Origin of the sequence: Aquamicrobium sp. NLF2-7 (assembly GCF_022359935.1) — a bacterium.
GTDB lineage: Bacteria > Pseudomonadota > Alphaproteobacteria > Rhizobiales > Rhizobiaceae > Mesorhizobium > Mesorhizobium lusatiense.
Map to the genome: position 1 here is coordinate 230,238 of NZ_JAKSED010000007.1, position 20,496 is coordinate 250,733.

General features: G+C 60.0%; 16 protein-coding genes and 2 pseudogenes. 12 read left to right on the top strand and 6 right to left on the bottom strand.

Annotated elements, in window-relative coordinates:
- Positions 1-266: 266 nt before the first annotated feature.
- The 6 genes from MIC97_RS23770 to MIC97_RS23795 all read left to right on the top strand — a co-directional run bounded on the left by MIC97_RS23770 (position 267) and on the right by MIC97_RS23795 (position 8,470).
- A complete protein-coding gene (locus MIC97_RS23770; RefSeq protein WP_239802373.1) occupies positions 267-1,304 on the top strand; it encodes an ornithine cyclodeaminase family protein in 1,038 nt (345 codons plus the stop codon).
- A 39-nt stretch (positions 1,305-1,343) separates the two neighbouring features.
- The gene (locus MIC97_RS23775) at positions 1,344-2,291 is read left to right on the top strand and encodes a threonine/serine dehydratase (RefSeq protein WP_239802374.1); all 948 of its coding nucleotides are present in this window, start codon (positions 1,344-1,346) and stop codon (positions 2,289-2,291) included.
- Between the two features lie 255 nt (positions 2,292-2,546).
- Positions 2,547-4,115, top strand: coding sequence for a VOC family protein (locus MIC97_RS23780; RefSeq protein ID WP_239802375.1), 1,569 nt, complete (start codon positions 2,547-2,549; stop codon positions 4,113-4,115).
- Between the two features lie 172 nt (positions 4,116-4,287).
- On the top strand, positions 4,288-4,683 hold the full coding sequence (locus MIC97_RS23785) for a hypothetical protein (protein WP_239802376.1): 396 nt from the start codon (positions 4,288-4,290) through the stop codon (positions 4,681-4,683).
- Complete coding sequence (locus MIC97_RS23790) at positions 4,680-7,526, top strand: response regulator (RefSeq protein ID WP_239802377.1); 2,847 nt, start codon at positions 4,680-4,682, stop codon at positions 7,524-7,526. The genes MIC97_RS23785 and MIC97_RS23790 overlap by 4 nt, the downstream gene beginning before the upstream one ends.
- A complete protein-coding gene (locus MIC97_RS23795) occupies positions 7,523-8,470 on the top strand; it encodes a diguanylate cyclase (RefSeq protein WP_239802378.1) in 948 nt (315 codons plus the stop codon). Before MIC97_RS23790 ends, MIC97_RS23795 begins: the two co-directional genes overlap by 4 nt.
- Positions 8,471-8,523: 53 nt before the next feature.
- Here the strand turns inward: MIC97_RS23795 and MIC97_RS23800 are convergent, their stop codons facing one another.
- The 5 genes from MIC97_RS23800 to MIC97_RS23820 all read right to left on the bottom strand — a co-directional run bounded on the left by MIC97_RS23800 (position 8,524) and on the right by MIC97_RS23820 (position 13,192).
- On the bottom strand, positions 8,524-9,507 hold the full coding sequence (locus MIC97_RS23800) for a branched-chain amino acid ABC transporter permease (RefSeq protein WP_239802379.1): 984 nt from the start codon (positions 9,505-9,507) through the stop codon (positions 8,524-8,526).
- Between the two features lies 1 nt (position 9,508).
- Complete coding sequence (locus MIC97_RS23805; protein WP_239802380.1) at positions 9,509-10,396, bottom strand: branched-chain amino acid ABC transporter permease; 888 nt, start codon at positions 10,394-10,396, stop codon at positions 9,509-9,511.
- Positions 10,397-10,488: 92 nt separating this feature from the next.
- The gene (locus MIC97_RS23810) at positions 10,489-11,694 is read right to left on the bottom strand and encodes an ABC transporter substrate-binding protein (protein WP_239802381.1); all 1,206 of its coding nucleotides are present in this window, start codon (positions 11,692-11,694) and stop codon (positions 10,489-10,491) included.
- A 30-nt stretch (positions 11,695-11,724) separates the two neighbouring features.
- Complete coding sequence (locus tag MIC97_RS23815) at positions 11,725-12,444, bottom strand: ABC transporter ATP-binding protein (protein WP_239802382.1); 720 nt, start codon at positions 12,442-12,444, stop codon at positions 11,725-11,727.
- Complete coding sequence (locus MIC97_RS23820) at positions 12,437-13,192, bottom strand: ABC transporter ATP-binding protein (protein WP_239802383.1); 756 nt, start codon at positions 13,190-13,192, stop codon at positions 12,437-12,439. The genes MIC97_RS23815 and MIC97_RS23820 overlap by 8 nt, the downstream gene beginning before the upstream one ends.
- 808 nt (positions 13,193-14,000) lie before the next feature.
- On the opposite strand from MIC97_RS23820, the gene repA reads away from it, so the two are divergent.
- The 4 genes and pseudogenes from repA (at position 14,001) to MIC97_RS23840 (ending at position 18,884) form a co-directional block, all read left to right on the top strand.
- Positions 14,001-15,203 carry a plasmid partitioning protein RepA gene (gene repA, locus MIC97_RS23825; RefSeq protein ID WP_239802384.1) on the top strand — a complete coding sequence of 401 codons (1,203 nt, stop codon included), beginning with the start codon at positions 14,001-14,003 and terminating at the stop codon, positions 15,201-15,203.
- A complete protein-coding gene (repB, locus tag MIC97_RS23830) occupies positions 15,203-16,234 on the top strand; it encodes a plasmid partitioning protein RepB (protein ID WP_239802385.1) in 1,032 nt (343 codons plus the stop codon). Before repA ends, repB begins: the two co-directional genes overlap by 1 nt.
- 155 nt (positions 16,235-16,389) lie before the next feature.
- Complete coding sequence (gene repC, locus MIC97_RS23835) at positions 16,390-17,595, top strand: plasmid replication protein RepC (RefSeq protein ID WP_239802386.1); 1,206 nt, start codon at positions 16,390-16,392, stop codon at positions 17,593-17,595.
- Positions 17,596-17,831: 236 nt separating this feature from the next.
- Positions 17,832-18,884: pseudogene (locus tag MIC97_RS23840) on the top strand (IS256 family transposase).
- A gap of 231 nt (positions 18,885-19,115) precedes the next feature.
- Here MIC97_RS23840 and MIC97_RS23845 read toward each other — a convergent pair.
- The gene (locus MIC97_RS23845) at positions 19,116-19,385 is read right to left on the bottom strand and encodes a hypothetical protein (protein WP_239802387.1); all 270 of its coding nucleotides are present in this window, start codon (positions 19,383-19,385) and stop codon (positions 19,116-19,118) included.
- A 33-nt stretch (positions 19,386-19,418) separates the two neighbouring features.
- Between MIC97_RS23845 and MIC97_RS23850 the strand changes: the two genes are divergently transcribed.
- Both MIC97_RS23850 and tnpA read left to right on the top strand, forming a co-directional pair.
- Positions 19,419-19,727 carry a DUF1403 family protein gene (locus MIC97_RS23850; protein ID WP_345773579.1) on the top strand — a complete coding sequence of 103 codons (309 nt, stop codon included), beginning with the start codon at positions 19,419-19,421 and terminating at the stop codon, positions 19,725-19,727.
- A 321-nt stretch (positions 19,728-20,048) separates the two neighbouring features.
- Positions 20,049-20,417 (top strand): annotated as a pseudogene (gene tnpA, locus MIC97_RS23855) (IS200/IS605 family transposase).
- Positions 20,418-20,496: the final 79 nt, after the last annotated feature.

Here is a 20,496-nt window from a genome sequence, read left to right on the forward strand (position 1 = left end):
CGGGCGGAGCTTGTAAACTCCAAGATCCTTTTCGCGAATTTCTGCTCCGTGATAATGTCATCGTCTGGAGGGTTGCAGCTATGCGTCTCTCATCCCTTGCACTGCGTGGGATGGTCGTGAGCGCACATTTCCCGAGTGCGTGTTGATCGCGCCGATACGACAGGAGCATCTCTCGTCCCTGCTCTCAGGTGCGCGGGGCTCTTTCATCTGGTCTTCAAGGATGACGGGCGTCGGATGCTTCGGTAGAAGGGGGCAACCGTGGTGTGATGTCCTGTCACGCCACGGCCTATTCAGTTCGGGAGGAGAAACAAGGCAACATGGCACTGCAGATTATCGATCGCGATCTGGTTCGCAAACTTCTCCCTATGGAAACCTGCATTCGCCTTATGGAAACGGCCATGTTGCAGACCGCTTCAGGCACCACATGCCAGCCGCCGCGATGGATCATCGATTTGCCGGCAGGAGAAGGAAAATGCTTCGGGCTTATGCCGGGCGCGATGGTCGATCCTGAAATCTTCGGCGCGAAGCTCACCGCCGTATATCCGCAGAACGGAGCCAGGGGATTTCAGTCGCATCAGGGAACCATCGTTCTCTTCGAGGCGGAAATCGGGGCACCTGTGGCTGTGGTTCATGGCGGTGAAGTGACGGCCATTCGTACCGCTGCTGCCTCCGGCCTGGCCACGCGCCTGCTGGCCAATGCCGAAGCCGGCGATCTGGCCATTCTGGGATGCGGGGAGCAGGCACGCGAGCATCTTGTTGCGATGTCCTGCGTGCGTGAGTTGCGCCGAGTGCGCGTGTGGGGGCGCGATGTCGAACGTGCGCATGCATTTGCGCTCGCGAACGCGTCCCGCTCTCCCGTTCCCATAGAGGTCTGCACAAGCGTGGAACAGGCCGTACGCGACGCCGATCTGATCTGCACCGTATCCGCCGCCGCCGAGCCAATTCTGGAAAGCGTTCACGTTGCCGATGGAGCGCACCTGAATGTCGTAGGCTCCTCGGTTGTTCAGGCCGCCGAAATCGGCGCTGAGCTGGTCCGGCGAGCCCGCTTCTTCGTTGATTACAGACCCTCCGCATTGCTACAGGCAGGTGAATTTCTCGCGGCCAAAGCAGCCGGGCTGGTGGACGACAGTCACATTCTTGCGGAAGTTGGTGAGGTTCTGGGCGGATCACATCCGGGACGCCGGAGCAATGAAGAGGTCACGATCTATAAATCGCTTGGCATTTCGTCAGAAGATCTGGTTTGCGCCCATTATCTGCTGCAAGCGGCCCAGGCTGGGAATCTGGGTTCACGTATCGACTTCTAGGGTCGCCTCCTCCTGTCCGGACATTCATGAAAGAGACCGATGACTTCCCTGAACGAGCTCAACGCAGTCCGCAAAGCCATTTCTCCATATCTGCACCGCACGCCTCTGTGGCACTCGCGCTATCTGTCCGGGTTGCTGGGCCGCGAGACCTGGATCAAGGCCGAACTGTTTCAGCGGACCGGCTCATATAAGCCACGCGGAATGCTGTGGGCGATGATGCAGCTTGCTCCCGAAGCAAGGGCACGCGGCACCATTACGTTCTCGGCCGGGAATGCCGCTCAGGGGCTGGCCTATGCGGGACAGATGCTTGACGTGTCCAGCACTGTTGTCATGTCGGCGAGCGCCAATCCGACCAAGGTAGCTGCAACGAAGGGCTATGGCGCAAAGGTGATTCAGCACGGCACGCCGCAGGAGGCAGCGCAATTCTGCCTCGATTATGCTGCGCGTGAAGGGCTGACCTATATATCCAGCTATGATGACGATGACCTGATGAGCGGTCATGCTTCTCTCGGGCAGGAAATCTTCGAGGACCTGCCGGACGTGGCGGACATCGTTCTGGGCATCGGTGGCGGCGGCATGGCAGGCGGCGTCGCCAAAGCCGCGATCGCCACCGGCCATAAGGCACGCCTGTGGGGCGTAGAGCCCGAAGGGGCATCCGCCATGACGCAGAGCCTGGAAGCGGGGCACGCAGTGCGGCTTCCGGTTGTCTCGACGATTGCCGACGGGCTTGCCGCGCCTTCGGCCGGCGAATTGTGCTACGCGCTGGTGAAGGAGCGGTTTGAAGGTGTTGCAGTGGTCAGTGACGCCAATATTGTCGAAGCCATGAAAATTCTGATGAGCCGGCTGAAGATCATGCCTGAGCCGGCTGCCTGCGCAGGGTTGGCGGCGGTTCTGAATGGCCGTGCCGGTGCCGCGAATGCGGGGCCGCTTGTTCTGGTTGTATCTGGCGGAAACGTCGATCTCGGCAGCCTGAAAAGCTGGCTCTGACCCGACAGAACAAGCTTCATGTTTCCCTGTGTGGCGGCAGGTGTCGAAGCATATCGGCCATTTCAGGCTTCGCTTGCTGCCGAACCTGTTTGCGAAAGCTGGCATGCTTTGCGCGACCGCTTCGCATAAACGCGAAAAATCTTGCGCCGCGTGGAAAAATGTCTGCCGGAACCACCACTTCCATGGCAGGTTACGGCAACGAGGCTGATTTTCTTTCAACGGCCGGGGCCCGGTCATCGAGGCAATGAATTCTTCATGCAACAGCAGGCCGAAAAGCCGCAAAGCGGCATCCATCATGTGACACTGCTCACGCGCAATGTGCAGGCCAATGTCGACTTCTATGTGGGGTTTCTCGGCCTTCGGCTGGTCAAGCGCACCGGTGGATATGAAGACGCGGAGCAGCTTCATCTGTTTTACGGCGATGCCGTCGGCTCACCGGGTACTCTCATCACCTTTCTCGTCTGGGAAGATGGCGCGACGGGGCGGGTTGGCCACGGACAGGTGTTCGAGATCGCGCTCGCCGTGCCTCCCTCAAGCCTTGGCGAGTGGATGACGCGTTGTCTCCGGCATGGCATCGCCATTCAGGGGCCGTCCCGTGAATTCGGCGAAACCGTTCTGCGGCTCAGGGATCCCGATGGCTTCATCGTCAAGCTGGTTGCGGTCGACACCCTCGCCGTAGACCCATGGGGCGATGTGCTGCGCGGCCCGACCCGCCTGCGCGCGGTGACGATCCTGTCGGAAGCGCCGGAGGAAACCGCTGCCTTCATGACCCGCTTCGGCTATCGGCCGGGACCGGTCGAGGGCAGCACCATCCGCATGGTGTCGGATACGGATGTCATTGATATCCGCGATGGCTCCGGTTTCGTGGAAGGCGTGGCCGGAACCGGAACCGCCGATCACGTTGCCCTGCGTGCGCCGGACGTTCCTGCCATCGAGGCTCTGGAAAAGCAGCTTTCGACGCTGAACTCTTCGCCGACCACTGTGCATGACCGGAAGTACTTCACATCGCTCTACGTCCGCGAGCCGGCCGGAACGCTGCTTGAAGTGGCTACCGACGGACCGGGATTCACCCTTGATGAAACGCCGGATCGTCTCGGCACGAGACTGATGGTGCCGCCCGGTGATCGCGACAGGGCTGCAGATCTCAGGGTGATGCTGCCGCAGTTCGCCATGCCGGGCGAGCCCCGCATGCCCCGTCGCGAGTTGCCCTTCGTGCATCGCTTTTTCACCCCCGAAGATCCCGATGGCGGTACAATTGTGCTTCTCCATGGCAGCGGTGGGACCGAGGCGGACCTGATGCCGCTCGCCCACCGCATCGCGCCACGCGCCACCCTGCTCGGTGTACGCGGCCGTGCCCATGAGGAAGGCAATGCACGCTGGTTTCGCCGGCTCGGACCGCTCAGCTTCGATCAGGCAGACATCCGTTCCGAGGCAGAGGCTTTTGCGGCCTTCGTCGAAGGCGCCATCACGGCTTACGGACTGGATCCCGCGCGCATGCTCTTCATGGGCCTTTCGAACGGAGCGAATTTTGCGGCATCGGTGATGGGCCTGCAGCCGGGACACATCCGCAAGGCGATCCTGCTCAGGCCCATGATGGTGCTGGAAGAGCCGCCGGAAGCTGATCTGGGGGGAAGCGAAGTGCTGATGATCGCCGGCGCGCGGGACCCTTTCGCCGGTTTCGGCGCGCCTCTGGCGCAATGGCTGGAGAGGTCGGGAGCGGCCTTCGATCTGCGCACCATCAGTGCCGGGCATGAGCTGTCAGGCGAGGATGAAACCCTCGCGCGAGAGTGGCTGCACATGAGGACCGACGATCAGATTGAATGAAATCGGACTTGTGCTGTCCTGTGTGATTTTTCCATAAAAATCAAACAGCCATCCGCTTTTTGCAACCCCGGAGGTCCGGGTTGCTTCGTCTCTCGCTTCAATCACCGCTTGTCCAAAATTTACCAAAACATAAGCGCTGGCACATAAGGTTCTCACAGACAGGGCCGGGGTCATGCTGACAAGTTTTTTTGAGCCGTGCAGGCAGCACAGAGAGCCAATTCGCAAGCCGATCCGGGATGATCCGGGCCTGCGCGATCTGGCCCCTGCCGCTGTTCTGCTCGTGGCCGGGTTGCTCGGTCTGATCGTAGCCTCTCTCTCGGCAGGGGAGCGGAACGGTCAATATCTCGTGATCGCAGCTCCGTGGTCCGGCTTTGGCCAGACGATGAGACTGATCATGGCTGCCGAGGGCAGCTTTATCGAGGCCGGCAGCTTCGGCAACATCGCCATCGCCGCCTCGTCACATCCGGATTTCGAAACGCATGCACGCAATGCCGGTGCATGGCTCGTGTTTCCGTCACCGAGGCTGGCCGGCTGCCTCGGTTTGTCGACAAGGACATCTGAACAGTGAGCACCGAACTGGAAAATCTGCGCGCCCGCTTCGGCCGGTTTCTTGTCGCGCTGTTATGGCTGCATGTGCCGGTTCTGGGAGCTGTGGCATGGCTGACCGGGTTTTCTGTTGCGGGAGCCATGGCTGCCGGCGCCGTGGTTGCCGGCACCTATCACCTGATGTGGTGGCGGTATGGCACTGCGCCGTCCACCCGCTATCTGTCCGCGGTCGCGCTCGTCGGCGAGCCGGCGCTGTTCCTTTATCTGCTGCGTGACAATTCGTGGCAGATGGACATGCATATGTACTTCTTCGCCATGCTGGCGTTGACCATTGCCTGGTTTGACCGGCGCACCCTGCTGGTTGCGGCCACGGCCATAGCGCTGCACCATCTGGTGCTGCTCTATTTGCTGCCCTATGCAGTGTTTCCTAGCGAAGGCAATCTGGCGCGTGTCCTGCTGCACGCTGCCATCGTCGCTTTTCAGACAGCCGTTCTGGTCTGGCTGACCAACATGGTTGTGGAAAGCTTTGAGCGGATCAGCCGCATGGGCACGGAGATCGTTGCCAAGAACGCAGCGCTTGAAGAGCGCACCCGCGAAGCGGAAGACGCCAACCGAGCGAAAAGCATGTTCCTGGCCAATGTGAGCCACGAAATACGCACCCCTATGAACGCCATTCTGGGCTTCTGCCATCTCATCCAGCGTACCGATCTCGATCTGAGGCAGAAGGACTATATCGCCAAGATCAATGGCGCAGGCGTTTCGCTGCTGCGGCTGATCAACGACATTCTTGATTTTTCCAAGAACGAGGCCGGCAAGCTTCAGCTTGAGCAGCGCCCATTCGACCTGCGCGCCTCGATCCGAAGCCAGATCCAGCTTGTCGAAGCCGATGCCGCCGCAAAGAGCGTTGCTGTTGAAATGCAGATTGCCGACACCGTTCCCTGCATGCTGATGGGGGACGAACTGCGTTTCAATCAGGTTCTGCTCAATCTGCTCAGCAATGCCGTGAAATTCACCAATGCCGGAAAGGTAACGGTGGCGGCCCGCCAGATTTCCCTGACCGACGGCGAAGCGACGGTGGAATTGTCGGTGAAGGACAGCGGCATAGGCATGACCAGCGAGCAGCAGGCAGCCCTGTTCCGTTCCTTCACACAGGCCGACAGCTCCACGACACGCCGTTTCGGCGGCACCGGACTGGGGCTTGCCATCAGCAAGCAGATCGTGGAGCTGATGGGTGGCGAAATACACACCCAAAGCGAGCCGGGAGTCGGCAGCACTTTCATCTTTACCATTCGCATGCCGCTGCATGACGATCATCAGGATAACATGCCCGTGCCTGCCCCGCAGCTGCGCAACCTGCGCATCCTTGCCGCCGACGACAACGCGGCGGCACGGCAGATCATCGGGGAGATATTCCGCCATTGGGAAATGCCGGTTGATCTGGTGGCATCGGGTGCGGAAGCAATCAGTGCGGTGGAAGCTGCGGTCCGTCAGGGCAAGCCTTATGACCTTTTGTTGCTGGACTGGAAGATGCCTGGCATGGATGGCATGGAAACCGTACGGGCGATGCGTGCAAATCCGCTGCTGCCCCGGCTCCCGGTCACGCTGATGGTGACAGCCTATGGCACCGAGAAGTTCGCGACGGAGGTCGGTGAGGTCGAGATCGGCGCTTTCCTCAACAAGCCGGTGGAGCCCCGGGCCCTGCTCGACACGATCTCCGGGCTCTTTGTCAGTGCCGGTTCCGCCGAGCCTGCTCCGGCAGAAAGCACTGTTGCGGCTCCGATGGTCGCCCTGGCACTGCGTGGTTTGCGGGTGCTACTGGTCGAGGATAACGACATCAACCTGGAAATCGCCACCGAATTGCTCAGCGATGCGGGATTGCAGATCGATACCGCCGGCAACGGCAGGATCGCCTGCGATCTGGTGGCGGAACGTGGGGCGAGCTATGCGGCCGTGCTGATGGATGTGCAGATGCCCGAACTGGATGGCATCGAGGCCACAAAAATCATTCGCAGGCAGTGGACGCCGGAAGATCTTCCCATCATCGCCATGACTGCGCATGCCTATGAGGAAGAACGACAGCGCTGTTTCGCTGCCGGCATGAACGATCACGTTGCCAAGCCGGTCGATCCCGCGGCGCTGGTACGCGCGCTGGACCGTTGGCTCAGGCCCCGACAGGAGCAAACGGCGGTTGTTGTGCCTGAGCCGTCGACCAGTGCTGTCGCTCCGCAAACGGACCTGCCGGCCGAACTGCCGCCTTTCGGACTGGAAGCCGCACTTGCCCGTGTCAACGGAAAGACTGCGCTGCTGCGGAAGCTGATCGTCAATTTCGGCAGAAGCTATGCTGACGTCGCGCAGGACCTGTCCCGCATGATCGCCGATGGTGAGATCGCCGAGGCCCGGCGTGTTGCGCATACGCTCAAAGGTGTTGCCGGTTCGCTCGAACTGCCGGGCGTTCAGAGACTGGCTGCCGACATCGAGCGGCTGATCGCCGGCGGTGAGCTTGAGGGCATATCCGGCAGGCTCGAAGCTCTGGCGAACGAGATTGCGCCGGCGATCGCCGCAGCCGCGCGGCTGACGTCCGGCACGGCAGCCACAGAGACCGCAGGACCTGTCGCAACGGTCAATGAAAAGGAGGTTTCCGCCGCACGGGAGGTGCTGCGGGAACAGCTTCAGCGCCGCAATCTCAAGGCACGGGCGAGCTTCGATGCCTATGCCGCCGCCATGGGGCTCGCGCCTGAGGCGGGCAACAATCACCCTGTTCGTCAGGCGCTCGATCGCCTGGACTATGAGGGCGCACTGGCCCTGCTTGACAAGGAGACGGAGCCTTCAGCTGCGACTGCTGAGCGCGTCCGGGCAATATTATGACCGACCGACCGACCATTCTGATTGTGGATGACGAGATCTCGAACATCGAGATCATGAACGCCATTCTGGAAGACGATTATGAGATATGTTTCGCGACATCAGGACCGCAGGCACTGGAAACCGCCCGCGCCAATCTGCCGGACCTGATATTGCTCGACATTCTGATGCCCGAAATGGACGGCTTCGAAGTCTGCCGGCGCCTGAAGAACGAGGCATTGCTGGCTGACGTGCCGGTGATCTTCACAACGGGCCTCGGCGACACGGAAGACGAAGTGCGCGGTTTGTCGCTCGGCGCCATCGACTACGTCACCAAGCCGATCCAGCCTGTGGTGCTGCGAGCGCGGGTGAGCAATCACATCGAACTCAAGCGCCTGCGCGATCAGCTCGCGGAAATGGCGGTGACCGACGCTCTTACCGGCCTCAGCAACCGCCGGCGCATGGAGCAGAAGCTGAATGCTGAAACCGAGCGCCTTGCGCAATCGGAAGACTGGCTGTCCGTCCTGCTCATCGACATCGATTTCTTCAAGCAGTTCAACGACACCTATGGCCACCTCAACGGTGATCGCTGCATCGTCATGATCGCCTCGGCTCTCAAGCGGGCCCTGACGCGCGCATCGGATCTTTCGGCCCGCTATGGCGGAGAGGAATTTGCCTGCGTTCTGCCCGGCGCCGATGCCGCTGCTGCGCTGACGATGGCGGAAGAGATTCAGGTGCAGGTGGGCGCGCTGAACATTCCGCATGCCCGCTCAACCGTCAGTCCCAATGTAACGATCAGCATAGGTATCGCAACCGGCCGTTGCCAGCCGGGCGTGACGCCTGACAAGTGGATTGCCCACGCTGACCGGCAGCTTTACCGCAGCAAGGCCAGTGGCCGGAACACGATTACTGCCATTACGTTCGGCACATCGGGTGCGGAAGAGAACACGAGCAAAATGGCAAGCTAGGAATACAGCCAGGCGGCCATAGCCCCGAGCGTGTTCCGCCTTGGGCTGATTGTTCAGAGCGGGCGGCGCAGCCACTTGGCGATGATGCCGACAATGCCCTCGCGAAAGGCCAGAACCGCAATCACAAACACCACGCCTTGCGCAACTGTCACCCATGCGCCGAAGCCGGCAAAATAATTCTGCATGGTGATGATGATGGCAGCCCCGGCCATGGGCCCAAAAATTGTGCCCATGCCGCCAAGCAGGGTCATCAGCACCACTTCGCCCGACATTGCCCAGTAGACATCCGTCAGCGAGGCGAGCTGCACGACGATCGCCTTGGTGGCCCCGGCCAGACCGGCAAGGGTAGCTGACAGTACAAAGACGGCCAGCTTGTAGCGGTCGGTGCGATAGCCGAGCGAGATGGCACGCGGTTCATTGTCACGAATGGCCTTCAGCACCTGACCGAAGGGCGAATGGACGATGCGATAGATGGCAAGCACGCCCAGCATGAAGATGACGCAGACGACGTAATAGAGGGTCGTCATGTTCGACAGGTCGATAAAGCCGAACATGCGGCCCTGCGGCACGGCCTGAATGCCGTCTTCGCCACCCGTGAACGGAGCCTGAAGGGCAACGAAATAGATCATCTGGGCGAAAGCCAGCGTGACCATGGCGAAATAGATGCCCTGCCGGCGGATCGCCAGCGAGCCGAACACCAGCCCCAGCACCCCGGCAGAAAGCGTGCCCGTCAGGATGGCCAGTTCCGGTGGCAGACCCCAGATCTTGGCGGCATGGGCCGAGACGTAGCTGGCCGAGCCAAAGAAAGCGGCATGCCCGAACGACAGCAGCCCGCCATAGCCGAGAAGCAGGTTGAAGGCGCAGGCAAACAAGGCAAAGCACAGAAGCTTCATCAGGAAAAACGGATAGAAAAGACCCGGTGCGATCAGCAGGAATGCGCCCAGCACGATGAAGATCGCCGCATGGAGGCGGCCGTCGCTGCGGGTTCTTTCGACGCTCTGCGGGCCGGGAACTGAAGCTGGAACATCCGCGCTCATATCAGGCCTCCCTGCCGAACAGGCCGGCTGGTTTGACCAGCAGGACGATGGCCATGATGATGAAAATGATGGTCGCGGCCGCTTCCGGATAGAAGACTTTGGTCAGGCCCTCGATGAGGCCAAGCGCGAAGCCGGTAACGATGGCACCCAGGATGGATCCCATGCCACCAATGACGACCACGGCAAAGACGACGATGATCAGGTTGGACCCCATCATCGGGTTGACCGCGTAGATCGGGGCTGCCAGTACGCCGGCAAAACCAGCCAGTGCGACGCCGAACCCGTAGGTGAGCGTGACCAGCAGCGGCACATTGATGCCGAACGCCTGAACAAGCGTGGGGTTTTCGGTGGCGGCGCGCAGATAGGCGCCGAGCCGTGTTTTCTCGATGATGAACCAGGTGGCGAGGCAAACCACCAGAGAGGCGATGACCACCCAGCCGCGATAGAGTGGCAGGAACATGAAGCCCAGATTGATGCCGCCCGTCAGCTGCGACGGGATGGTGTAAGCCAGACCCGAAACGCCGTAACCGTTTCGGAACAGGCCCTCTATTATGAGGGCGAGGCCGAAGGTCAGCAGCAGACCATACAGATGATCGAGTTTGTAGAGGCGCGATATCATGGTGCGCTCAAGGATGATGCCTGTGAGGCCGACGATCAGCGGCGCGAGGATCAGGGCTGGCCAGTAGCCGATGCCCAGATAGGTAAGCAGCATCCATGCCACGAAGGCCCCCATCATGTACTGGGCGCCGTGGGCGAAATTGATGATGTTCAGCAGGCCGAAGATGATGGCAAGCCCAAGGCTGAGCGTGGCATAAAATGCACCGTTGATGAAGCCGAGCAGAAGCTGGCCATAAAGGGCGGCGGCGGGAATGCCGAATATTTCAGTCATCGAGGATGGTTTCCAGTGCTGAAGCGCTGAACTGTCAGGATGATCTGCCGGAGGCGGCGCGGGCACAAAGCCCGGGCCGCCCCCTGCCCTGCTTACTTCACGAGGCTGCAACCGCCATCGGCCAGTGGCCGGAAAGCCTCTGCCGCAGGGATGGTGGCCACGGTTTTGTACAGATCCCATTCACCGGTCGACTCTTCCGGCTTCTTAACCTCGAACAGATACATGTCGTGGATGTGGCGTCCGTCGACGCGGACTTCACCCTTGCCGAACAGCGGATCATCGGTCGGCATTTCCTTCATCTTGGCCATGACGGCAGCCGCATCCTTCGTCTTCGCGGCCTCGATTGCCTTGAGATAGTGCAGGACCGAGGCATAGACGCCGGCATGAACCATGGTGGGCATGTTGCCGCTGTGCTTTTCAGCAAACCGCTTCGAGAATTCCCGGGTGCCGTCGTTCTGGTCCCAGTAGAAGGCCTCCGTCAGCACAAGCCCCTGTGCCGTCTGCAGGCCGAGCGCCTTGACGTCCGAGACGAAGGTGAGCAGGCCGGCTAGCTTCTGGCCACCCTGCACGATGCCGAATTCTGCGGCCTGTTTGATGGCGTTGGTGGTGTCCGCACCGGCATTGGCCAGACCGATAACCTTGGCGCCGGACCCCTGAGCCTGCAGCAGGAAGGATGAGAAATCCTGCCCGGGGAAAGGATGGCGCACATTGCCAAGAACCTTGCCGCCCGCCTTCTCGACCACGGCTGCTGTGTCCCGTTCGAGAGCATGGCCGAAGGCATAGTCGGCAGTCAGGAAAAACCAGCTGTCCCCCCCTGCCCGCACCATGGCGCCGCCGGTGCCGTTGGCGAGGGCCCATGTATCGTAAGTCCAGTGCACCGTGTTGGGCGAGCAGGCCGGGCCGGTCAGGTCGGACGCGCCGGCGCCGGAGTTCATGAAGACCTTGTTCTTCTCCTTGGTGATCTCGCTGACCGCCAGAGCAACGGAAGATGTTGGCACATCGAGGATGATGTCCACGCCGTCCTGATCATACCACTGTCTGGCGATGTTGGCACCGATGTCGGGCTTGTTCTGATGGTCGGCCGAGATCACTTGCGCGTCTATGCCTTTGTCGGCGGCTTTGAAATCCTCGATCGCCATACGGGCCGCGACCACGGAGCCCTCGCCCGACAGGTCCGAATAGGTACCGGACCGGTCGTTGAGAACACCCAGCTTAACGCTGATCCTGTCCTGAGCGAGCGCGCTGCCACACCATAGTGCCGCAACAGTTGCGGCGAGTACCAGCTTCAGGCCTTTCATTTCCTCACTCCCTTTCGAAACAAACCGGCCTCACACCCCCAGATAGCGGTGGAGCTTGTCAATGCTGTTGTCGAGCTGGCTGTTGTCGATCTGGTCGACCACCCTCCCCTGCTCGACGATGTAATGACGATCGGCAACGGAAGCTGCCGCGTGGAAATTCTGTTCGACCAGAACGATGGTGAAACCAAGCGCTTTGAGACGATGGATCATCGCTCCGATCTGCTGGACGATGACCGGCGCCAGCCCTTCGGTCGGCTCGTCGAGCAGAAGCACGCGCGCGCCTGTGCGCAGGATGCGGCCGATGGCCAGCATCTGCTGCTCGCCACCGGACAGCTTGGTGCCCTGACTGTGCAACCGCTCGCGCAGATTGGGAAAAAGGCCGAAAATCTGTTCCACCGTCAGGCCGCCCTCACCCACGACAGGTGGCAGAAGCAGGTTTTCGCGGACGTCGAGGCTGGCGAAGATGCCGCGCTCCTCCGGGCACCAGGCAATCCCGCGGCGCGCCACATGACGCGACGACAGGCCGATCAGTTCTTCGCCACGCAGGCGCACGGAGCCGGTGCGCCGGGCCATGACGCCCATAATCGATTTGAGCGTCGTGGTCTTGCCGGCGCCGTTGCGCCCAAGAAGAGTGACCACCTCGCCCGCATGAACGTCGAAGCGCATGCCGTGAAGAACATGGGATTCACCATACCATGCGTGGAGATCGCTGACGGACAGAAGCGGTGTGGCGGCGGTTCTGTCAGACATGGGCGGCACCGATATAGGCTTCGAGAACCCTTGGGTCCGAGGACACCGTGGCATAGTCGCCTTCAGCCAGAACCTTGCCGCGAGCCAGAACGGTGATGACGTCGCACAGTGTCGCGACGACCGAAAGATTGTGCTCCACCATAAGCACGGTCCGGTCGCGCGCCACGCGCCGGATCAGCTCGGTTATGCGTTCCACATCGTTGGCGGCCATGCCGGCCATCGGCTCGTCCAGCAGCATCAGTTCCGGGTCGAGCGCCAGGGTGGTCGCAATTTCAAGAGCCCGTTTGCGACCGTAAGACAATTCGCCGGCGGGGATGCCGATAAATTCCGACAGCCCGACGGCCTCGACCAAGCGTTCGGCTTCGGCATCAAGAACGGACAGTTTGCTCTGGGACGTCCAGAAACTGAAGGCACCGGGCTGTTTCCGCTGTAGCGCAATGCGCACGTTTTCAAGCACCGTCATATGCGAGAAGACGGCTGATATCTGGAACGAGCGGATCAGCCCCATCCGGGCGATGTCGGCTGGTTTGCGGTGAGTGATGTCGATGCCATTATAGGTGATGGTTCCGCGCGACGGGGCCAGAAATTTCGTGAGCAGATTGAAACAGGTGGTCTTACCAGCCCCGTTGGGACCGATCAGCGCGTGGACAGTGCCACGCCTGACCTCAATGTTAACGCCATCAACCGCAAGAAAGCCCTTGAACTCCTTGGTCAGGCCGCTGGCCGACAAGAGTACCTCCCCGCTCATTTATTCTCCCGAGCCAGACTTCATGAAACCCTATGGAAAATGAGGTTATGAGGCTGCATTTCGGGAGTCAAACGAAATTAAACAGGAAGAGCGACGCCGAATTATTCGGCTGATTTCCGATCATCTGACAGTTTCATTTCCTGAATACGCAGTCTACGTTCGTACAGTTCGAAATGACCTTCATATGAGGAAGGATCAGCTGGCCTTGAAGCTTTTTGCTAGGTCCTCTTTTGACATTGATGAGATATGGCAACCGTCTCGCGAGCGAGAGTGAGCTTCGCTGATCCATCGAAATGATGGAACCGATAAAGCCGTGACGCGGAATTTTCTCGGGCTGGGTGCACTGGAAAGGATGCACCTCTCCTTACAATGACGGATACGATCGTCATTCTTGTAGGAGATACGGGGAAGGGGCACAACCCGCTGTTCATGTGAGCCTGTTTGCAGTATTGCTTCGGAGAAGCTGACAAGGCGAACGTCGGCTCCGCAAGGCCGTCCGGAGACCGGATGTCGGGGGGATGGCATCCCGGCTTGTCTCATCTGCCCGCTCAGGCTTTTGTTGATGACGGAAAAACTGCCTTGCAGGATGGCGCGGTGGTTCTCATGGTCCGACTCGTCAGAATGGCGCTCGGCGAGGAGGGGTTGGAGCCGGTGCTCAGAATGGCAGTTGACTGTGGTCAACTTTTACGGCGGGAAATCCGCGTTAACCATTGATTAACTTTAAACTCCTTGCCGCTACGAGAGAATCGCGCGAAGATGCGGTTTTAGCGCTCCATCCGGGTTTGAAGCGCATGTGCGGAAAATTCCGATGAATATGAAAGCAGATATTCTGGACGAGATCGAGGAGATCGATCTTCTGGTGACGCAGCAGGCGAACGAACTGTCGGCCATGCTGCACGAGCACCGTCTGGAGATGTTTCCGCCTGACGCGCAAAAGACGTTGCGGCCCTTTCAGCTGGCAGAGGTTGCCGGCTATCTTGGGGTGACCAGCGGGTATCTCAAGAACCTTTCGCTGGAAGGCAAAGGCCCTTTGCCGATGGTGACGCCCACCGGCCGCCGCTCCTATACGGCTGAGCAGATGCTGGAGATGCGCCATTTCCTCGACCGTAACGGCCGGGGTACCCGCTATGTGCCACACCGCAAGGAAGGTGAGCATCTTCAGGTGGTGGCGGTTGTGAACTTCAAGGGAGGTTCGGCGAAAACGACCACGGCCGCTCATCTTGCCCAGCATATGGCGCTGACAGGCCACAGGGTTCTGGCAATCGATCTTGATCCGCAGGCATCGCTTTCAGCGCTTTACGGGTATCAGCCTGAGATCGACCACAATGAATCTCTTTACGAGGCGCTGCGCTACGACGATCAGCGCAAGCCGCTCTCGGCGCTGGTGAAGACGACGAACTTCCCTGGCCTCGATGTCGTTCCTGCAAATCTCGAATTGCAGGAGTATGAGTATGACACACCGCTGGCGCTGGCCCGCAACGACGGCTCCATGGGCCGCATTTTCTTCGGCCGTCTCGACGAGGCTCTGGCCGATGTCGCGGACGATTACGATGTCGTGGTTATCGATTGTCCACCACAGCTTGGCTATCTGACGCTGACCGCGCTTTCCTCGTCCACCGGAGTGCTCATCACGGTTCACCCCCAGATGCTGGATGTGATGTCGATGTGCCAGTTTCTGATCATGATGGGCGAGGTGATGGGAACGCTGAAGCGGGCAGGCGCCAATATGCGACTTGACTGGCTTCGCTATCTTGTCACCCGCTACGAACCTACTGACGGGCCGCAAAGCCAGATGGTCGCCTTCATGCGCGCCATTTTCAAACAGCATGTACTGGTCAACGAGATGCTGAAATCGACAGCCATCTCCGACGCGGGCATCACCAAGCAGACGCTGTATGAGGTGGATCGTTCGCAGTTCACGCGGGCGACCTATGATCGGGCGATGGAATCCCTGAACCGCGTCAATGGTGAGATTGTCGATCTCGTTCACAAGGCGTGGAGACGACGCTGATGTCGAGAAAAAACCTTCTGATGTCCCTGACAGAGCGAAAGTTGACTGCGGTCAACCCGCCCGCTTCGGCGCATGAGGTGACACCTTCACCGGCGCTGGAGCGCAACCGCAGCCGGGGCGCTTTCGGGGCTATAACTCGTTCCATCGACGAGCTGGCGGAAAAGGCGCAGGCAGCGCGGGACATCGAGGCAAGGCTGCTTGAGGGCGCGGCCATCATCGAGGTGGATCCGCAAACCATCGACGTCTCCTTCATCGCTGACCGCATGGAAGACGATGAGGAGGCGTTCAACGCTTTGCTCGAAGCCATTCGCGAGCAGGGGCAGGATTCACCGATCCTGTTGCGACCGCATCCTTCTGAGGCCGCGCGTTATATGATCGTCTTCGGCCACAGGCGCCACCGTGTCGCAAAAGCGCTGGGCCGTATGGTTCGCGCCGTGGTCAAGGAGCTCGATGACCGTGAGCACGTCATTGCCCAGGGGCAGGAAAACTCTGCCCGCGCCGATCTCTCCTTCATCGAAAAGGCGGCTTTCGCCGGAAACCTCGAGAGGAGTGGCTATGAGCGCGAAGTGATCATGCAGGCGCTGAGCGTCGACAAGACGGTCGTTTCTAAGATGTTGTCGGTGGTGAAAGACATTCCCGACGCGGTGATTTCTTCAATCGGTGCAGCTCGCAACAGTGGGCGTGATCGCTGGTACAGGCTGGCGCAGGCCCTGAGAGAGGCATCTTCCAGGGAGGCAGCTGCCAAGATCACCAGAACAGATGAATTTGTCTCCGCCGACAGCGATGAGCGGCTGGCACTTCTGGTGGATCGTCTTGAGCCGCAAAAGGAACAGGGCCGGAAACCGGCACCTGCGCGTCAGGCTCCATCGTGGGCAGCTGCCGACAGAAGTGTGCGTGCCACGCTCAGGCCACGCGGCAAGGGCGTCTCGATCGATCTGTCGGACAAGGACGCAAAGTCCTTCGGGACGTGGATTTCAGATAATCTGGACAGCCTCTACGAGGCATTCAGGAAGGCGAAACAGGAGAACTGATCCGCAAAAGAAAAAGGCCCCCAAGGCGACTTGCGTCGTGGAAGCCCTTCTCGTGTGTAGCAACTAGAGAATCGCATTTCCACGAATCACTGTCAAGAGTCTTAGCCGTCGTTTTGGCGGGCAGATTTCTTTTGCCTGATTGCAGGTGAAAGGAAATGGAAATGCAGATTGCAACGACGCCCTTTGGGCGGCGGCCGATGTCGCTTGCCATGTTTGCAGCCCAGAAGGAGGCCGCCGACATTCCCACGGGTAAGACTGTCGACAAGTGGCAGGTCTATCGCGACCTGTGCGAGGGCAAATCGATCATAGGCGTGAGTGATCGCTCCCTGGCGATCCTTTCGGCGCTGTTGTCGTTCCATCCCGGGAATGAATTGTCGGAAGAGGAGGGGTTGGTCGTTTTCCCTTCTAACCGGCAACTGGCCTTGCGCGCACACGGCATGTCCGACACGACGTTGCGGCGCCATCTGGCCGCGCTTGTCGATAGTGGTGTCATCGTCCGCCGGGATTCGCCGAATGGGAAGCGCTACGCCCGCAAAGATGGGGCAGGGGGCTTGGAAGATGCATTCGGACTGTCTCTTGCTCCGATGCTGGCCCGGGCTGAGGAGTTTGCGCAGGCAGCAGCCAAGGTAAGGGCGGATGCGCAGGCACTGCGCCTGACCCGGGAAAAGATCACACTGCTGCGCCGGGACATTGGCAAGTTGATTGAGGTTGCGTTTGAGGAAGGTGTACGAGGCAACTGGAGAGAGCAGTGGCAGAGGTTTCGATCTGTCGTAGAGGCTATTCCGCGCCGGGCTGATGTGGCTATGCTCACACAGCTGCTCAACAGGCTCGCGGTCATTCGCCAGGATATCGACAAGTTGCTGGAATTGCATCTGAATGATCAAAATATGAGCGGCAATGAATCCCATATCGGGCGGCATCAATCTATTTCAAAAACACAAGACTCACCTGAACTTGAACCTGCTTCAGAAGAAAGCACGGCGACCGCCGAGGATAATCTGCAGCCCAGAGAACATGAGGAACGTTACCCATTGGGGCTTGTCATGCGAGCGTGCCCACAAATGGAAGCTTATGCCCCTGAAGGCATCCAAAGCTGGCGCGATTTCTGCACTACGGCTGCTCAGGTGCGCGGCTATCTGGGTGTTTCGCCGTCGGCTTATGCTGATGCGCTGCAGATTCTGGGGCAGGAAGGGGCTGCTACCGTGATTGCCTGCCTGCTGGAGCGTTCCGGCGAGATCACTTCAGCCGGAGGCTATTTGCGGGCGCTGACTGAAAAAGCGCGTAGCGGGCAGTTCACCATCGGGCCGATGCTGATGGCTGCCCTGCGCTCCAACAGCGCGCCGTTAAAACAAGCTGGGTAGGGGAGGGTGATTCCTTACATCATTCCCACCTAAACCAAGCTGGACGCCATGTTCCGGAAGTTCCAATGCGCGAAATTCAGTTGAAAGACACCAACAAGGCCACGCTGCCGGCTGTTCTCACCCGGCTCGGTCGGGTGACGTCCCGGGACGTGGTGTAGCTGGTTAGCGCGGTGGTCATCGGCGCTTTCCGATAGGGTCTGGTTGTCGACACCAACTCCTTTCCGGAAGGACCACCGATGACCGACGACATGATGAACCTGCGCGCGCTTGTGGAGAAGCACCTCACGCTGATCTCTTGCCCGAGATGATCGGCTTCGTGGCCGAGCGGCTGATGGAGATGGAGGTGGGCGCGGCCACCGGCGCCGCTTATGGCGAGAAGCGCCCGCTCCGAACGGCCCAGCGCAGCGGCTATCGCGAACGGGACTGGGAGACCCGCGCCGGATGGCCGAGAAGGCGCTGACGGCAGTTATCCAGGAGGCCTATGTACAGGGCATCTCGAAGAGCCAGATCAGCCGCCTGTGCGAGGAGATCGACGGCAAGGTGAAAGCCTTCCTCGATCGCCCCATCGAAGGCGACTGGCCGTATCTGTGGATCGACGCCACCTATCTCAAGGTGCGCTGCGGCGGACGCGTCGTCTCGGTCGCCGTCAACACAGAAGGCCGGCGCGAGGTTCTGGGTATGTAGATCGGCATCTCGGAGGCCGAGCCGATCTGGACCGAGTTCCTGCGCAAGCTCACCCGGCGCGGCGTCAAGCTCGTCGTCTCCGATGCCCACGAGGGCCTCAGGAGCGCCGCCACCAGGGTTCTGTCGACGACACGGCAGCGCTGTCGCGTCCACTTCATGAGGAACGTGCTGGCCCATGCCGGCAAGAGCGGCCGGCGCGTGGTCTCCGCCTTCATCGCCACCGCCTTCGCGCAGGAGACGCCAGAGGCCGCAAGTACTCAGTGGCGCACCGTCGCCGACCAGATCCGGCCGAAGGTGCCGAAGCTCGCCGCCGTCCTCGATGATGCCGAGCCGGACGTGGTCGCCTACATGACCTTCCCGAAAGAGCATCGGGCAAAGCTTCACAGCACGAATCCGATCGAGCGCCTCAACGGCCAGATCAAAGCGGCGAACCGATGTGGTCGGAATCTTCCCCAACGACGACGCCATCGTCCGCCTCGTCGGCGCAATCCTGCTCGAAAAGAACGACGAGTGGGCCGTCCACCGCGCCCGCTACATGACGCTGGAAAGCGTCGGCCGGTTGAGCTGATGATCCCCTCATCAGCCTGCCCGCAGTGGCACGCTGATCAGCCCGGCAATGCCGGAGAGCGCGGCGACCAATGCCGCCAGCTACAGCACGCGGTGAGACACCATCGTTGGACTTAACTCTATCCAGATTCCTTTCGGTCATTCGATCTCAAAGGTACTGCGTCGCAGGTGTCATTCTGGGCCGTACCGGCTTCGATGCGTGTGGTTTCGAGGACATTGCTATTGCTGCTAGGGGCATGTGCAAGACACCAGATCATTCGGACATTTAATCAGCTTCTTGCGAGTTCTTTGGCCCGTTTCAGCATCTGCCGAAGATTGTCAGAGGGATCCGGGTTCGACAGATTGTTCAAACAGCTGGCTCTATGGCTGAACGTAACGGCAAAACCGTCCCCCAACAGTGTTTCCAGCCCAGGCGCCGGTTGGGTACTGAGCGGCATAAGGAACGATAAGGCAACATTATCAGGCATTTTAAAAAGAGATGAGCTGTGCGGTTTTTTTTCATAAAGTAGAAAATTCGCACGCCAGATGTCGATTCGCATCCATGGATTCGCTCGCTCCTGCCGATGTAGGCTTTGCTGCGTAGCCGCGAGATGACGTATACCGACGCCACCTTTGCCGTCGGTGTCACCCTGAAATCATTGGATGATCTTGTTCGTGTCAACCCCGTTTGGTCCGGCTGCTGGCGCGTCCGCCGAGCCCTGAAATCTGCCGCGACGGCCGTCCGGACGATAGGGCGGAACGGTGACGAAAAAGCGCTGCGAGACGCGGTGCTGCCGTCCGCAGCTGGCGACGGTCCCAGCCTAGGGGAAAAGGTGTTTGTGGCGTACAGAAAGCTCGCCCGCCGAAACCTGGGTCCTGTTGACAAAGTTTGGCATCCATAATTTGCAGGTGCTAATGCGAGGAAAGCTGCGAAGGATTTTGCGGTCTTGTCAAAGGACATGGCGGCACGACGAAACTGCTTGAGCCGGTTGAATATGCGTTCGATGCGGTGACGGTCATTGTAGACCTTGAAGTCCCGAGGCGATGGGTTCTTGGGATTGGCTCTGGGTGGGATCACCGGATAGAGTCCCCGATAGGGGATGTGTAAACCCCACGCCTTTAGGCGGCCTGTGATCGCGGCGGTTCCGGTGTAGATTGGCTGGATGGAAGCATACAAGCGTGGCAGCCATATGGTTTGGGATTGCAAATAGCACCCGATTTGGGTGACGAAGTATCGTTACGCGGTGCTTGGCGGCGACGTTGGCAACCGATGCCGGGAGTTGTTGCGCGAGACGGCCCAGGCGCATGAGATGGTTGTGCATGCCGGATCGATTAACCGGGACCATGTGGATATGTAGGTGTCGATCTCGCCGAACTTTTCGGTATCGCGCGCCGTGCAGCACCTGAAAGGGCGCAGTTCGCACAAACTGCTGAGCGAGTTCGGGATATTGCGCAAACGCTATTGGGGCCAGCACCTGTGGGCGAGGGATTACTGGGTTGCAACAAGCGGCAACGTGACGGGCGAGATGTGGGTTGAATACATTGCCAACCAGACGCCGCCGGAGCCTGACGACAACTTCAACGTGACGTGAGTTCGTTCCTGTCCGCCCGTCGGCGGACTGATCCGGGTTTAAGCCGTAACCGGAAGCCACCGCCTTTCAGGCGGTGGAG

Excerpts from the sequence above, each read along its gene's own strand:
- MIC97_RS23795 (WP_239802378.1), top strand. The coding sequence starts at position 7,523 with ATGACCGACCGACCGACCATTCTGATTGTGGATGACGAGATCTCGAAC.
- MIC97_RS23805 (WP_239802380.1), bottom strand. The coding sequence starts at position 10,396 with ATGACTGAAATATTCGGCATTCCCGCCGCCGCCCTTTATGGCCAGCTT.
- MIC97_RS23815 (WP_239802382.1), bottom strand. The coding sequence starts at position 12,444 with ATGTCTGACAGAACCGCCGCCACACCGCTTCTGTCCGTCAGCGATCTC.
- repB (WP_239802385.1), top strand. The coding sequence starts at position 15,203 with ATGTCGAGAAAAAACCTTCTGATGTCCCTGACAGAGCGAAAGTTGACT.
- MIC97_RS23785 (WP_239802376.1), top strand. The coding sequence starts at position 4,288 with ATGCTGACAAGTTTTTTTGAGCCGTGCAGGCAGCACAGAGAGCCAATT.
- MIC97_RS23820 (WP_239802383.1), bottom strand. The coding sequence starts at position 13,192 with ATGAGCGGGGAGGTACTCTTGTCGGCCAGCGGCCTGACCAAGGAGTTC.
- MIC97_RS23845 (WP_239802387.1), bottom strand. The coding sequence starts at position 19,385 with ATGCGAATCGACATCTGGCGTGCGAATTTTCTACTTTATGAAAAAAAA.
- MIC97_RS23780 (WP_239802375.1), top strand. The coding sequence starts at position 2,547 with ATGCAACAGCAGGCCGAAAAGCCGCAAAGCGGCATCCATCATGTGACA.
- repC (WP_239802386.1), top strand. The coding sequence starts at position 16,390 with ATGGAAATGCAGATTGCAACGACGCCCTTTGGGCGGCGGCCGATGTCG.
- MIC97_RS23775 (WP_239802374.1), top strand. The coding sequence starts at position 1,344 with ATGACTTCCCTGAACGAGCTCAACGCAGTCCGCAAAGCCATTTCTCCA.
- repA (WP_239802384.1), top strand. The coding sequence starts at position 14,001 with ATGAATATGAAAGCAGATATTCTGGACGAGATCGAGGAGATCGATCTT.
- MIC97_RS23800 (WP_239802379.1), bottom strand. The coding sequence starts at position 9,507 with ATGAGCGCGGATGTTCCAGCTTCAGTTCCCGGCCCGCAGAGCGTCGAA.
- MIC97_RS23770 (WP_239802373.1), top strand. The coding sequence starts at position 267 with ATGTCCTGTCACGCCACGGCCTATTCAGTTCGGGAGGAGAAACAAGGC.
- MIC97_RS23810 (WP_239802381.1), bottom strand. The coding sequence starts at position 11,694 with ATGAAAGGCCTGAAGCTGGTACTCGCCGCAACTGTTGCGGCACTATGG.